12 protein-coding genes are annotated in these 13744 nt (G+C 68.1%); all 12 read left to right on the forward strand.

All coding sequences use genetic code 11. The features are described from left to right. Window positions 1-353: 353 nt before the first annotated feature. The 12 genes from BM353_RS11085 (at window position 354) to BM353_RS16950 (ending at window position 13728) form a co-directional block, all read left to right on the forward strand. The gene (locus tag BM353_RS11085) at window positions 354-2864 is read left to right on the forward strand and encodes an ATP-binding protein (RefSeq protein ID WP_177220541.1); all 2511 of its coding nucleotides are present in this window, start codon (window positions 354-356) and stop codon (window positions 2862-2864) included. Between the two features lie 168 nt (window positions 2865-3032). After that, window positions 3033-4217: a 7,8-didemethyl-8-hydroxy-5-deazariboflavin synthase CofG gene (gene cofG / locus BM353_RS11090; protein WP_092080823.1), complete on the forward strand. Its 1185-nt coding sequence runs from the start codon at window positions 3033-3035 to the stop codon at window positions 4215-4217. After that, a complete protein-coding gene (gene cofH / locus BM353_RS11095) occupies window positions 4175-5452 on the forward strand; it encodes a 5-amino-6-(D-ribitylamino)uracil--L-tyrosine 4-hydroxyphenyl transferase CofH (protein ID WP_092080826.1) in 1278 nt (425 codons plus the stop codon). The genes cofG and cofH overlap by 43 nt, the downstream gene beginning before the upstream one ends. 11 nt (window positions 5453-5463) lie before the next feature. Next, window positions 5464-6393, forward strand: coding sequence for a 2-phospho-L-lactate transferase (gene cofD, locus BM353_RS11100; protein ID WP_245759629.1), 930 nt, complete (start codon window positions 5464-5466; stop codon window positions 6391-6393). Then, window positions 6390-7010 carry a 2-phospho-L-lactate guanylyltransferase gene (cofC, locus tag BM353_RS11105; protein ID WP_092080832.1) on the forward strand — a complete coding sequence of 207 codons (621 nt, stop codon included), beginning with the start codon at window positions 6390-6392 and terminating at the stop codon, window positions 7008-7010. Before cofD ends, cofC begins: the two co-directional genes overlap by 4 nt. Then, on the forward strand, window positions 7007-7771 hold the full coding sequence (cofE, locus tag BM353_RS11110) for a coenzyme F420-0:L-glutamate ligase (RefSeq protein WP_092080835.1): 765 nt from the start codon (window positions 7007-7009) through the stop codon (window positions 7769-7771). The genes cofC and cofE overlap by 4 nt, the downstream gene beginning before the upstream one ends. Then, complete coding sequence (gene npdG / locus BM353_RS11115) at window positions 7768-8436, forward strand: NADPH-dependent F420 reductase (RefSeq protein ID WP_092080838.1); 669 nt, start codon at window positions 7768-7770, stop codon at window positions 8434-8436. Before cofE ends, npdG begins: the two co-directional genes overlap by 4 nt. An 18-nt stretch (window positions 8437-8454) precedes the next feature. After that, window positions 8455-9456, forward strand: a complete 1002-nt coding sequence (locus tag BM353_RS11120) for a TIGR03842 family LLM class F420-dependent oxidoreductase (RefSeq protein ID WP_092080841.1) — start codon at window positions 8455-8457, stop codon at window positions 9454-9456. 197 nt (window positions 9457-9653) lie between these two features. Then, on the forward strand, window positions 9654-10766 hold the full coding sequence (locus BM353_RS11125; RefSeq protein ID WP_092080844.1) for an isochorismate synthase: 1113 nt from the start codon (window positions 9654-9656) through the stop codon (window positions 10764-10766). A gap of 40 nt (window positions 10767-10806) precedes the next feature. After that, window positions 10807-11466, forward strand: coding sequence for an isochorismatase family protein (locus tag BM353_RS11130; RefSeq protein ID WP_092080847.1), 660 nt, complete (start codon window positions 10807-10809; stop codon window positions 11464-11466). Continuing rightward, on the forward strand, window positions 11463-12230 hold the full coding sequence (locus tag BM353_RS11135) for an SDR family oxidoreductase (protein ID WP_092080850.1): 768 nt from the start codon (window positions 11463-11465) through the stop codon (window positions 12228-12230). The genes BM353_RS11130 and BM353_RS11135 overlap by 4 nt, the downstream gene beginning before the upstream one ends. 121 nt (window positions 12231-12351) lie before the next feature. Beyond that, window positions 12352-13728: a YncE family protein gene (locus BM353_RS16950; protein WP_092080853.1), complete on the forward strand. Its 1377-nt coding sequence runs from the start codon at window positions 12352-12354 to the stop codon at window positions 13726-13728. The last annotated feature ends 16 nt before the right edge of the window (window positions 13729-13744 follow it).

Here is a 13744-nt window from a genome sequence, read left to right on the forward strand (position 1 = left end):
TACCTCCCAACTTGTCACTCGTTACATCCCGCATAGGGTGTACAGCGCGGGCGCGAAGTCAACCTCCGGGCGTATGCGCTCCGGCACGCCGCCCGCCCCCTGCCCGCCCTCCGCGCCGACCGCCGCGCCGACCGCCGCCGCACCCCGCGCCCTACCCAGCGTACGGTCCTCTTGCCCAAAGCGCTTTCCCTTTACGCTTCGACATGCAAAGCTCGCATCTGTTTGCTGCAAGACGAGCCACGGGATTTCTTGACCGGAGCCACGCCCGAAAGATGACCCGTCGTCGACCCGGCTCCCAGTATGTGTGAGGTTGGGGCGTGATCAGTTCGACTTTTCTGTCTGTCATGCAGAGCATGATCGCTCTGTTGCTCGCCGGGGCGATGCTCTACCCGGTGTTCAGCAAAATGACCTTCGCGGGCAACCCGCCCCTGACCGGGCTGGTCATCGGCCTTGTCTTCAGCATCACCCACGCGGCGATTTCCCTGTCTACCCAGTCATGGGGCAATGCGGCGGTGCTGAGCACCTCGACAGGCCTCGTGCTCTACGCGTCCTATCTTGGCGGGCCGGTCAGCGCGGTGATCGTCGCCACCGCCGCGTCACTCTTGCGCCATTACTTCAATGGCATACCGATCCCGGTCGGCGCATTCGCCCCCACGCTGCTGGCCATCTCGGGGCTCTTGCTGCGCCGGATGAGCCGCCCGGAGGATTGGCCGGGGCTGTGCTGGCGGATGTTACCCAAAGCCGTCGCGGCCTTCATGCTCAGCACCTGCATTGCGATCGGGCTCATTCTGGTCTTCGGGATTATCGAGAACCCCCAAACCCTCTACGACATCTTCCTGCCCTATCTGTTACTGGGCAGCCTCGGGGTCAGCGTGACCTTCCTCGTGATCCGCGCCAGCGCCCAGCTCGCCGCGATCGCCCGCGAAAACGAAACCCGGCTGCGCCAACTTCAGTTCATCTTCGAGACCTGCGGTATCGGCGTCTTTCGCTACGACGGGGCGAAAGGGAGGGTCGATTTCGATGAGAATTTCTCGGCGCTCTACGGCACCGACACCGAGGCGCTCCAACCCACGAGATTCTCGGACAACCAGGTTCACCCCGAAGACCGTGCCAAGATGCGCGCCTATATCCAGGATGAGGTGAACGGCACCGCAAGCCAGGGCAGCCAGGTGTTCCGCAGCTTTTCCCCCGACGGGCGGCTGCGCCACATGCGCTCCTTCTGGAAGCTCGAAAGCCTCACGCCCGACGGAGAGCGCAACATCATCGGGCTGCATATGGATGTCTCCGATGTGATCGCCGCGCGCGAAGAGGGCTCGGAGCGCCAGCGGCAACTCGCGGCGATTGCCGAGAACTTGCCCGGCGTGATCTTTCAGCTCATCTGGCAGGATGGCAAGGCCGGCGAAATGCTCTTCATCAGCCCGAAATGCGCCGAGATCTGGGGCGTCGGGCCGCAGGAGTTGCTCGAAGATCCGATGCGCCTGCTGCCCTGTTTCGAAGAGGGCGAGGAAGTGCAGATGATCGCGGCGGTGAACGAGTCCGTCGCGGCGGGCGGACGGTCCTCCGCGCGGGCCTGGATGTATGATGCGGCGGGCGAGCGGATGGCGGTCGAGCTTCAGGTGGAGGCCACGCCGCGCGGCGACGGCAGTCATCTGGTCAACGGCATCTATCTCGACATCACCAAGGAGATCCAGGCCGAGGCCGAGGCCCGCCGGCAGGGAGAGCTGGCGCAGCAATTTCAGAAGACCGAGGCGCTCGGGCAACTCACCGGCGGGATCGCGCATGACTTCAACAATATCCTCGCGGTGATCCTCGGCAATCTGGAGCTGCTGCACGATCAGGTGCGGGATCCCGGCGATCACGAGCTCATCGACGCCGCCATCCAGGCCAGCCAGCGCGGCGCGGGGCTCACCCGCAGCATGCTCGCCTTTGCCGGGCGCACGCGGCTGGAGCCCGAGGTGCTCGACATCAACGTCGTGGTGCGCGAGGCGCGCAACTGGATGGGCCGGGCGCTGCCGGAATCGGTGGAGGTCGAGACCTCGTTGCTGGCCGGGCTCTGGCCGGTCCGGGTCGATGCGACGTCGCTGGAGAGCGCGCTGCTCAACCTCATCCTGAACGCCCGCGACGCGATGGACGGCCACGGGCGGCTGACGATCGAGACCTCCAACCAGCGGATCGATCAGGAATATGTGGATTCGCGCGGCGAGCAGATCGCCGCGGGCCGCTACGTCATGCTCGCGGTGAGCGACACCGGCAGCGGCATCGACCCGGCCACCGCCGCCCGGATCTTCGAGCCGTTCTACACCACCAAACCGCCCGGCTCCGGCTCCGGCGTCGGGCTCTCGATGGTGCAGGGGTTCATGCGCCAGTCGCACGGCACCGTGCATCTTTACACCGAGCCCGGGCACGGCACGACTTTCAAGCTCTATTTCCCCGCCACCGACGCCAGCGCCGCCGCCGGCGATGAGCCCGCACCCGAGGCGCCCCACGCGCCGGCGGATGGCAAGCGCATCCTGCTGGTGGAGGACGAGGACAGCGTGCGCACGGTGCTGCTGTCGATGCTGGAAGCCGCGGGCTATTCGGTGGTGGTCGCCAAGAACGGCGACAACGCCTTCGACATTTTCCGCACCCAGCCGGAATTTGACCTGATCGTCACCGACATCGTCATGCCCGGCCAGTTGCAGGGCACCCACCTCGCCCGCCGCATCCGCGAGACCAAACCGGAGGCGCGCTTCATCTTCATGTCCGGTTATGCCTCGGAGGCGAGCGTGCATGGCAACGGGCTGCGGCCCGAGGATATGCGCCTGATGAAGCCGGTCCCGCGGGCCGAGCTCTTGCAAGCGGTGGCGGATGCGCTGAGCGACTAGGCGCGCGCCCCTTCCCAATCCCCGATCTGCCGTTTCTCGCGCCCCGCCCCCGGCGCGGCCGTTCATTTTTTCACCGTTTGCGCGCTACCCCCGTCTTTTCGCCTCCATTTGACCATTTGGTAAAAAAATTTGTTGACCGGCTCGAAGACCATGGCTCACAAATGATCCATGACAGCGATCGACACAGACCCCGGCACCGATGCCGCCTTTGCCGCCAGCGCGCCGCTGCCCTCGCTCATGGCCCGAGCGCGCGAGATCCGGGACGCGCAGTGGGGCGATACGGTCACCTATTCGCGCAAGGTCTTCGTGCCGCTGACCAACATGTGCCGCGATACCTGCGGCTATTGCACCTTCGTCAAACACCCCAGCTCGCCCGAGGCCAACATCCTCACCCCCGAGCAGGTTCTGGCCATGGCCAAACGGGGCGAGGAGAAGGGCTGCAAGGAGCTGCTCTTCAGCCTCGGGGAGAAGCCCGAACTGCGCTATGACGCGGCGCGGGAGGGGCTGGCGCGGCTCGGCTATAGCCGCATGACCGACTATCTCGCCGAAATGTGCGCGCTGGTGCTGCGCGAAACCACGCTCCTGCCCCATGTGAACGCCGGCACGCTCGCGGATGACGAGATCGAGGTCCTGCGCCCTGTTGCGGCTTCCATGGGCATGATGCTCGAGACGGTCTCGCGGCGGCTCACCCGCAAGGGCGCGGCCCATCACGCCTGCCCCGACAAGGTGCCGCTGCAACGGCTGCGCACACTGGAGCGGACCGGCGAGCGGCAGGTGCCCTTCACAACCGGCCTGCTGATCGGGATCGGCGAGACATGGGAGGAACGGATCGAGGCGCTCCACGCGATCAACGCCGTCCATGCCCGCCACGGCCATATTCAGGAAGTCATCGTCCAGAACTTCCAGCGCAAGCCCGGCATCGCCATGGAGCATCACCCGGAGCCCACGCTGGACGACATGCTCCGCACCATCGCCGCCGCGCGGATCATCCTCGCCCCCGAGATCAGCCTTCAGGCCCCGCCGAACCTCAGCGCGCGGCATATCGACTACCTGCAGGCCGGGATCAACGACTGGGGCGGCATCTCGCCCGTGACCATCGATTTCATCAACCCGCAGCACGAGTGGCCGGAAATCCGCGCCCTCGCTGCCTCCTGCGAGGGCGCCGGCTTCCGCCTTCAGGAACGGCTCACCGTCTACCCGCGCTTCCTCGCCGAGCGCGACACCTATCTCGACGCGGGGCTGCACGACAGCCTCGACACCATGGCCCGCAAGGATGGCCTTGCCCGCGCCCAATGCCTGGAGGTTGGCTCATGCAGCTCAACGCCACAGACTTCGACCGCCGCCGCACGGTAGCCCTTCAGGCCCGGCTGGAGGCGGCCACCGCCCCGGTCCGGCGCATCCTCAACCGCGCGCTCGCCGGCCGCGAGGTGCGCGAGGACGAGGGCGTTACGCTCTTCCGCACGCGGGGGGCCGATGCCGAAGCCGTCTACGCCACTGCCGACACGCTGCGCTGGCGCGCCAACGGCGACCGGGTGAGCTTCGTCGTCAACCGCAACATCAACTTCACCAACATCTGCTACATGGGCTGCCGCTTCTGCGGCTTCGCCAAGCGGACGGATGAGGACGGCGCGGAGTGGCTCTCGGTCGATCAGGTCGTCGCGCGGGCGCAGGAGGCCTGGGACCGTGGCGGGACGGAGGTCTGCATTCAGGGCGGGCTGCACCCCAAGCTGCCCGGCAGCTACTACCGCGATCTGATCCTCGGGATCAAAGCCGCGCTGCCGGACATGCACATCCACGCCTTCTCGCCCTTCGAAATCTGGTACGGCGCGTCGAAATCGAAGATGTCCTACCGCGATTTCCTGCAGGACCTGAAGGACTGCGGCCTCGGCTCGATCCCCGGCACGGCGGCGGAAATCCTCGACACAGAGGTGCGCCAGCAGCTCACCAAGAACAAGCTCAGCGCCGAGCGTTGGGTCGAGATCATCACCACCGCCCATGAGGTCGGCATCCCGACCACCGCCACGATCATGTATGGCCATGTGGACGGGCCGGAGCATTGGGCCGCGCATATCGCGCTGCTGCGCGACATCCAGAAGAAGACCGGCGGGTTCACCGAACTTGTGCCGCTCAGTTTCGTCCACACCGAAAGCCCGCTCTACACCGAGGCCCCCGACCGGGTCCGCCCGGGGCCAACGGCGGATGAGGTGAGCCTGATGCACGCGGTTTCGCGGATCATGCTGCACGGGCATATCGACAACATTCAGGTCAGCTGGACCAAGCTCGGAGCGGAGCGGGCGCGCGAGATGCTGTCGCGCGGGGTCAATGACCTTGGCGGCACGCTGATGAACGAGAGCATCTCCCGCGCGGCGGGCTCCAAACACGGGCAGGAGATCACGCCTCGGGAGCTGTGCGAGCTGATCCGCTCGGCGGGCCGCATGCCGATGCGGCGCAACACAGTCTACGGCGTGGTCGATGTCTATGACGATCACGATCCCGAAGAACTCGCTCCGCTGGTGGCGCGTCAGGCCGGGGCGCCGCTCGATTTCCTCAAGATGTTCCCCGCCGCGGACGGCGACGCGGCCCCATGAGGCGGCGGCGCGTGACCCTTCTCGCCGGCGGCGTCGGCGGGGCCAAGATGGCCGAGGGCTTTGCCGCCCTTGCGGACGTCGAGCTCACGGTGATCGGCAATGTCGCCGATGACGAGGCGTTTCACGGGCTCTGGGTCTCGCCCGATATCGACACGGTGACCTACACGCTCGCCGGGCTCATCAACCGCGATCAGGGCTGGGGCGTCGCCGACGAGGCGGGCCGCGCGCTGGAGGTGCTGAAGACCTTGGGCGAGGACACGTGGATGTTCCTCGGCGACCGCGATTTCGGGCTCCACATCCACCGCACCGCCCGGCGCGCGCGCGGCGAACGGCCCAGCGTGATCGCCCGGGACGTGGCCCGCGCGTTCGGGGTTGAGGCCGAGATCGTCCTGCCGACGGATGACCGGGTGCAGACCAAGGTAGAGACCGACGCGGGCTGGATCGGGTTTCAGGACTATTTCGTGCGCCAGCAGTGCGCGCCGGAGGTCAAGGCCCTGCGCTATGACGGGATCGAGGCCGCCCGCCCGACGCCCGAAGCGCTCGCCGCCCTCGCCGGCGCGGACCTTATCGTCATCGCCCCGTCGAACCCGCTGGTGAGCATCCGCCCCATCTTGGGCATTCCCGGCATCGCGGAGGCTGTGAAACAGGCCGCCGCACCGGTCGTCGCCGTCTCCCCGCTGATCGCGGGCCGCGTGGTCAAAGGCCCGGCGGACCGGATGATGGCCGCGCTCGGCCACCGGGTCGATGCGGTGGGCATTGCCGAGATCTACGCCGGGCTGGCAGGCAGCTTGGTCATTGACGAGGCCGACGCCGCGCTTGCGGGCGGCGTCCGGGCCGCGGGGCCGGAGCCCGTCATCCGCCCGACGCTCATGACAGACCTCGCGGGCAAGCGCCGCCTCGCGGGCGAAATCCTCGCGCTCTGCCCGGAGCCGGTGGCATGAGCCGCGACACGCTTGTCATCGTTCCGGTCAAGGATCCGGCGCAGGCCAAGACCCGGCTCTCCCCGGTGCTTGCCCCGCCCCGGCGCGCGGAAATCGCGCGGGTTCTTCTGGGGCGCAGCCTGAGCCTTCTGTCGGAGCTGCGCGCGGAGCTTGGCTTCGGCCTCGCGGTGGTCACGCCCTCGGCCGAGATCGCAAGCAAGGCGCGGAAGGCCGGCGCGCTGGCGCTCCCCGATCCCGGGCGCGGCCTCAACGCCGCGCTGGACGCCGCCGCCCGCCACGCCGCCGACGAGGGCTACGCCCAGATCTGCGTCCTGCCTGCTGACCTCGCCGCCCCCCGCGCCGAGGATATCCGCCGCATCATCGCCTTCCCGCGCTCGCCGCGCAGCGTCCTCATCTGTCCGGCCAAGGACGGCGGCACCAATGCGCTGCGCCTCGCGCCCGGCGCCATTGCGTTTCACTACGGCCCCCGCTCCGCCGAGCGCCATGCCTTGGCCGCCCAGAGCGCGGGGCTCACCCCGGTGATCCTGCCGCTGGCGAGCCTTGCCGAGGATGTGGACACCGTGCGCGATCTCACCCGCGCGGCCCATCTGGCCCCCGAATTGCGAGGCTTCGCATGAGCGTCACCCTCACCGCCCTGCCCGGCATCCCCGACATCGCCCCGGGCGACGATCTCGCCGCCATCCTCGGCGATGCGCTGGAGGCCGCGGGGGGCGTTGCGCCCGGCGATATCCTCTGCCTTGCGCACAAGATCGTCTCCAAGGCCGAGGGCTGCGTCATCCGGCTCGCCGATGTGACCCCCTCGCCCCGCGCGCTGGAGCTGGCGGCCGAGCTCAACAAGGAGCCGGAGAAGGTCGAGGTCGTGCTGCGCCAGAGCCGCCGGGTCGTCCGCGCCTTCAAACGCCCGGCCCAGACCCACGGCACGATGATCTGCGAACACAAGCTCGGGCTCATCTCCGCCAATGCCGCGGTGGATGAATCCAACGCCGATCCCGGCACAGTCATCACCCTGCCCGACGACCCCGACGCCAGCGCGCGGGGCCTTGGCGAGGCGCTCGCCGCGCGTTTCGGCATGCCCCTCGGCGTGGTCATCACCGACACGTTCGGGCGCCCTTGGCGGCTGGGGCAGGTCAACGTCGCCATCGGGCTGCATCTCGTCCCGGCCAAGGCCTCCGAGATCGGCAACACCGATGCCTGGGGCAAGCCGCTCGTGGTGACCGAACCTGCGCTTTGCGACGAGATCGCCGCCGCCTCCGGGCTTGTGGTGCAAAAGGCGGCCAAGACGCCCGCCGTGCTTTTCCGCGGGGTCGACTGGACCCCGGACCCATCCGCCGCCGCGGCGCAAATCCTGCGGCCAATCGAGGAGGATATGTTTCGATGACACTCGCAATTCTGGGCGGCACCGGCCCGCAAGGTCAGGGGCTCGCGCTGCGCTTTGCGCGCGCGGGCGTCCCCGTGGCCATCGGCTCGCGCGATGCGGCCCGCGCGGCCGAGATCGCGGCCGAGCTTACCGCCAAACTGCCCGAGGGCAGCGCCGCGATCAGCGGCCACGACACCGACGGCGCGGTCGCCGCGGCCGAAGACATGGTGATCCTCTCGGTGCCGTGGGCGGGCCACAACGCGACGCTGGAGGCCCTCAAGGACAAGCTCGCGGGCAAGATCCTCATCGATATCGTCGTGCCGCTCGCCGCCGATGATCCCAAAAAGGTCGACATGCCGCCCGAAGGCTCGGCGACCGAGGCCGCGCAGGCGATCCTCGGCCCCGAAATCCCGGTCATCGGCGCGCTGCACAACGTCTCGGCGGTGACGCTCAGGACGCTTGAGTGGGACATCAACTGCGACGTGCTCGTCTGCGGCAACAGCCTTGAGGCCCGCAAGAAGGTCATGGCGCTGGTCAGCAAACTCGGCGTCACCGCCTACAACGCGGGCGGCGCGGAGGCCGCGCGCTGCATCGAGGCGCTCACGTCGATCCTCATCCGCATCAACATCTCGAAAGCCGTGCCCTTCACCCATGCGGGGATCCGCATCTGGGCACCAGACCACTGACAGAACCGGAGGACATCCATGGAATTTGGCATCACATTCAAAGGCGTCGTCGAGCCCGACCGCGCCCGCAAACTCGTCGCCCAGGCCGAACAGGCCGGGTTTTCCTACTGCTGGTTCTACGACAGCCACATCCTCTGGCGCGAGAGCTACCCGGCCATGGCGATGTGCATGGAGCACACCAAGACCATGCGCTTCGGGCCTTGCGTGACCAACCCCAACACGCGCGAATGGTCCGCCGCGGCCTCGCTCTTCGGCAGCCTCGCGCATCAGTCGAACGGGCGCTTCGACATCGGCGTCGGCCGGGGCGACAGCGCGGTCCGGGTGATGGGGCGCAAACCGGCGCTCCTCAAGAACATGGATGCCTTCATCGATGTGGTCAAAGGGCTGATCCGCGGCGAGGAACGGCAATACGGCGATGTGCCCAACCCGATCCAGTTTCCCTGGGCCACGGGCTATGAGCTGCCTGTCTGGGTCGCGGCCTACGGGCCCAAGGCGCTCGACAGCGCGGGCCGCATGGGCGACGGGCTGATCCTCCAGATCGCCGAGCCCGCGATCTGCAAATGGCTGGGCGATCAGGCCGTCGAGGCGGGCGAGAAAGCCGGGCGCGACATGTCGAACTATCGCATCATGTCCGCCGCTCCCGCCTATTTCGGCGATATGGAAACCTGCCGCGAGGCGACCCGCTGGTTCCCCGCCATGGTCGGTAACCACGTCGCCGATATCGTCGAGAAATACGGCACCGAGCGCGCCGACATCCCGGATTCGCTCACCGCCTACATCAAGGACCGCAAGGGCTACGATTATTCCAAGCACGGCCAGAGCGACAATCCCTACCTCGACTTCATCACCGATGACATCATCGACGGTTTTGCCGTGCTCGGCACGCCCGATGACCACATCGCCAAGCTCGAAAAGCTCAAGGCCTCCGGGGTGACCCAGTTCAACATCTACCTCGACAACGGGGACGAGGAGAACATCATCGACACCTACGGCAAAGAGGTCATCCCCCACGTGGCATGACCCCGCCGTCGCCGCCCGGACATCGCGTCGGGCGGCGGCCTGCCTCACCGCGCCGTGAGCGCGACCCGGCATTGACTTGACTAAATCACTCAACTATTGGCTTAACGGCTGGCAGATGTCCTCCGGACCTCCCGTTCAGGGGGGCCTCGAGGCATCGCCCGACACCACCTGCCCTCCCCCAAGCCGAGGCCGAACCCGTGCACCAAAGAGACCAAGAGCCGCTCCAGATTTCGCGCGACACGGGCCTTGCGGGCGCGCCGCTGCTTCTGGGCGATGATTACGGGCGGGTCCGGACGGTTGTGACGGCCCCTCTGGCGGATGCATCGCGCGTCGCGCTGCCCGCGGCGGGCCGGCATTTCGGCGCCTTTCCCTTCGCGCGCAATGAGCCGGGCCATCTCTACGAGACCGCCCCCGCGCAGCCCGCCGCGCCGTCGGGCGCGATGACAACCACCGGCCGCACGCTCGACCGTCTCCCCGATCCGGCGCAGTACGGGGCCGCCGTGGCCCGCGCCGCGGCAACGATCCGCCGGGCGCCGCACGCTCTGGAGAAAGTCGTGCTCGCCCGCGCGCTCGACTACCGCACAGACGCCGCGCTCGATCCGGTCCAGATCGCCCTGCGCCTCGCCGCCGACCGTGCGGTGACCAGCTATGCCTTTCCCCTGCCGCAGGGGGCCGGTGCGCCGCCGCGCTGGCTCGTGGGGGCGACGCCGGAGCTGCTCCTGTCCAAAACCGGCCCGCGTATCGCGTCGCATCCGCTGGCCGGCTCGATCCGGCGTCAGGCGGATCCGGCCGCGGATCGCGCCGCCGCCCAGCAACTCCTCGCCTCACGCAAGGATCTCACCGAGCATCGCGTGGTGGTGGAATACATCCACGACCTGCTCGCCCCGCACTGCCGCGATCTGGCCATTCCCGCCAGCCCCGGTCTCGAACAGACCGCCAGCATGTGGCACTTGGGCACGCGGATCGAAGGCCGCCTTCGCGATGACGCCATGCCCTGCCTCGACCTTGTCCACCTGCTCCACCCGACGCCCGCCGTCGCCGGGCATCCGCTCGCTGCCGCGCTGGAGACCATCACCGAGGCCGAGCCCTTCGCGCGCGATTTCTATGCCGGAACGCTGGGCTGGGTCGACGCGCAGAACGACGGCGCCTGGCACGTGACGCTGCGCTGCGCGATCATCGACGGCCAGCGCGCGCGGCTCTTTGCCGGGGCCGGTATCGTCGGCGCCTCGCAGCCCGATGACGAGGTCGCCGAGACCCGCGCCAAGTTCATCGCCATGCGCAGCGCGCTCGGCATTTCCGACAGCCTCTAGCCGCTTCGCCCTCCGACAGACCCGAAGGACCGCCCCGATCATGGCCCTGCCCCGCATCCCCGATTACCCGCTCCCCGCCGCCGATGCCCTGCCTGCCTCCCGCGCGACTTTCGCGCTGGAGCCCGCCCGCGCCGCCCTGCTCATCCACGACATGCAGCGCTACTTCTGCGCGGCTTACGGGGCCGAAGCCTGGGCGCAGGACGGCGCGCTGCTGCAGCGGATCGTGTCCAACATCGCCCGCCTCGCCGTCGCGGCCCGCGCCGCCGGGATGCCGGTTTTCTACACCGCGCAAAAGGGGGATCAGTTTCTCCCCGACCGGGGACTTCAGGCCAATCTCTGGGGCCCCGGAATGCGCGCCGTGCCCGAGCATGAGGAGATCATCCCCCCGCTCGCGCCCCAGCCCGGAGACATTCGCCTCGTCAAGCATCGCTACAGCGCGTTTCAGCGGTCGAACCTTGAGACCCTGATGCGCGCCCGGGGGCGCGACCAGCTGATCGTGACAGGAATTTACGCCCATATCGGCTGCCTCGCGACCGTGGGCGAGGCGTTCCAGCGCGACATCGAGCCGTTTTTCGCCGCCGATGCCCTGGGCGATTTTTCGCAAGACAAACACCAGATGGCGCTCGATTGGGTCGCAAGCTGCGCGGGCGTGGTCCTGTCCGGCGATGCGGCCTGCGCGCGGATCGGAGGGGCGCAATGAGACTGACCGGATTCGAGGGCAGCGCCGGGTTCGTCGCCGGCGCGGGCGGCGGGATCGGGCGCGCGATCGTCGCGGCGCTGGCGGAGGCCGGGGCCACGGTCTTTGCCACCGACCTGCCCGAAGCGATCGCCGATGCACCGGAGATCGACGGGGTCTTCTGGGCGCCGCTGGATGTGACCGATCCCGAGGCGGTCGATGCCGCCGTGGCCGAGGCCGAGGCGCGGCTCGGCCCCTTGCGCCACGGGGTCTTTGCCGCCGGCATCCTCGGCGGCGCGCCGCTGCTGGAGCTCGACGCCGCCCTCTGGCAGAAGGTGATCGACGTGAACCTCACCGGGGGCTTCCATGTCACCCGCGCTCTGGGCCGGGCAATGGCGCCCCACGGCGCGGGCGCGATCCTCGCGGTGGGCTCCAACGCGGCGGGCATCCCGCGCGTGGGCATGGGCGGCTATCCCGCGAGCAAGGCCGCGCTGCATATGCTGATACGCTGCCTCGGGCTGGAGCTCGCGCCGCTCGGCATCCGCTGCAACATCCTCGCTCCGGGCTCAACCCTGACGCCGATGCAGACCGGCATGTGGGCCGATGAGAACGGCGCCGCGCGCATCATCGAAGGCGATCTTTCGATCCACAAGACCGGCATCCCGCTGGGCAAACTCGCCCGCCCCGAAGACATCGCCGAGGCCGCGCTCTTCCTGCTCTCCGATCAGGCCGGGCACGTCACCATGGCCGATCTTTATGTGGATGGCGGGGCGACGCTGAAATCCTGACTAAAACACTTGTTTCGGTTGACTTCACCTGCGGAAAGGAGAACAACCACCCCAGCCCGCGAGCAAACCGGAATGCTTGCCAGCCGCCCCTGACAATCCAGACATCCTGAGAGGTGATTTCATGATCACGACCACGCGTCTCGGCCGAGCCCTTTGCGCCACCACCGCGCTGCTTTGCTGGCTTACCCCCGCCGCAGCCCAAACCGCCTTTGACACTCCAGCAGAGTTTTCCGGTCGCATCGGTTTCAGCACCGCCGATCGCGCGCCGATCTACCCCGGCAGCACCGTCCAGATCACCGGCGCGGGCTTTGCCCCCGGTCAGACCGTCACCATCGAACGCGGCGACGCGGCGCTTGTGCCTGCCCTGACCGCCGACGCCGAAGGCAACGTCTCCGCTGAGTTCACCCTCGACGAGGATGCCGCGCTCGGCTTGCACCCCGTCGTCGTCAAGACCGACGGCCCCGACAGCGCGAGCGTGGTTCAGATCAAGGTCTCCCCTGATATTGCATTCAGCGGCGCGGACCAGTTCGAAATCTCCAAGGTCTCGCTCGGGGGCGGGCTCTACCAGGTCGCGATCTCCGAGAAGAACAACACGCTCTTCGTGACCTCCGCCGTGGGCCGCCCGCCGGTCAGCGACTCGCGCCTGATCAAGCTCGACGCCGAAAGCCTCGAAGTCCTCGCCGAAGCCGCGCCCGCCGATGCACCCGATCGCGGTGACCGCGATGGCGGCGTCTTTGCCGTCTACGGCGTCGGGGTCGACGATGTGAACAACACCGTCTGGGCCACAAACACCCGCCAGAACACCGTCGCGGTCTATTCGCAGGACGATCTGTCCCTGATCAAACAGTTCGAGCCGGGCACCGCATCGCACCCGCGCGACGCGATCGTCGACGCGACCCGCGGCCGGGTCTACGTCTCGATCGCTGACGCGGGCATCAACGTCTATGACGCCGAGGCGCTTGAGCTGGTCGAGACCATCGTGGTGCCCTCGGGTATCCGCCGCGAGACCTTCTCGACCATGTCCATCGCGCTCGACGAGGCGCGCGGCCAGCTCTACACCGTCTCGCGCACCACGCCCGAAGCCGCCCGTATCGACCTGGCCTCCGGCGAGGTGACGATCCTGCCGCTGAACGGCGTTGACCGCGCCTCCGGCGTGGACGTCTCCGAGGACGGCACGAAGCTCTTCGTCGTTTCGCAAGGCAGCGACGATCTGAAGGTGATCAGCGCCGAGGACGGCAGCGAGATGCTCGACGTCGCCGTGGGCGCGCAGGCGCTCAACGTGGTCTATGTCGAGAGCCAGAAGCTGGCCTATGTCGCCAACCGCGCCTCCGACAGCCTCGCCGTGGTCTCCGACAGCGGTGAGATCGTCGCCAACCTGCCCGGCGGGCCCTTCCCCAACTTCGTTGAGGAAAGCGACGCGGGCGTGGTCTACCTCATCAACAAGGCGCGCGGCGAGGCGCCGGACGGCAACACGCTCTGGCGCATCGTGCGCAAGTGATCAAAGGCTGAGGGCG

It is taken from the genome of Poseidonocella sedimentorum (assembly GCF_900116005.1).
Lineage (GTDB): Bacteria > Pseudomonadota > Alphaproteobacteria > Rhodobacterales > Rhodobacteraceae > Poseidonocella > Poseidonocella sedimentorum.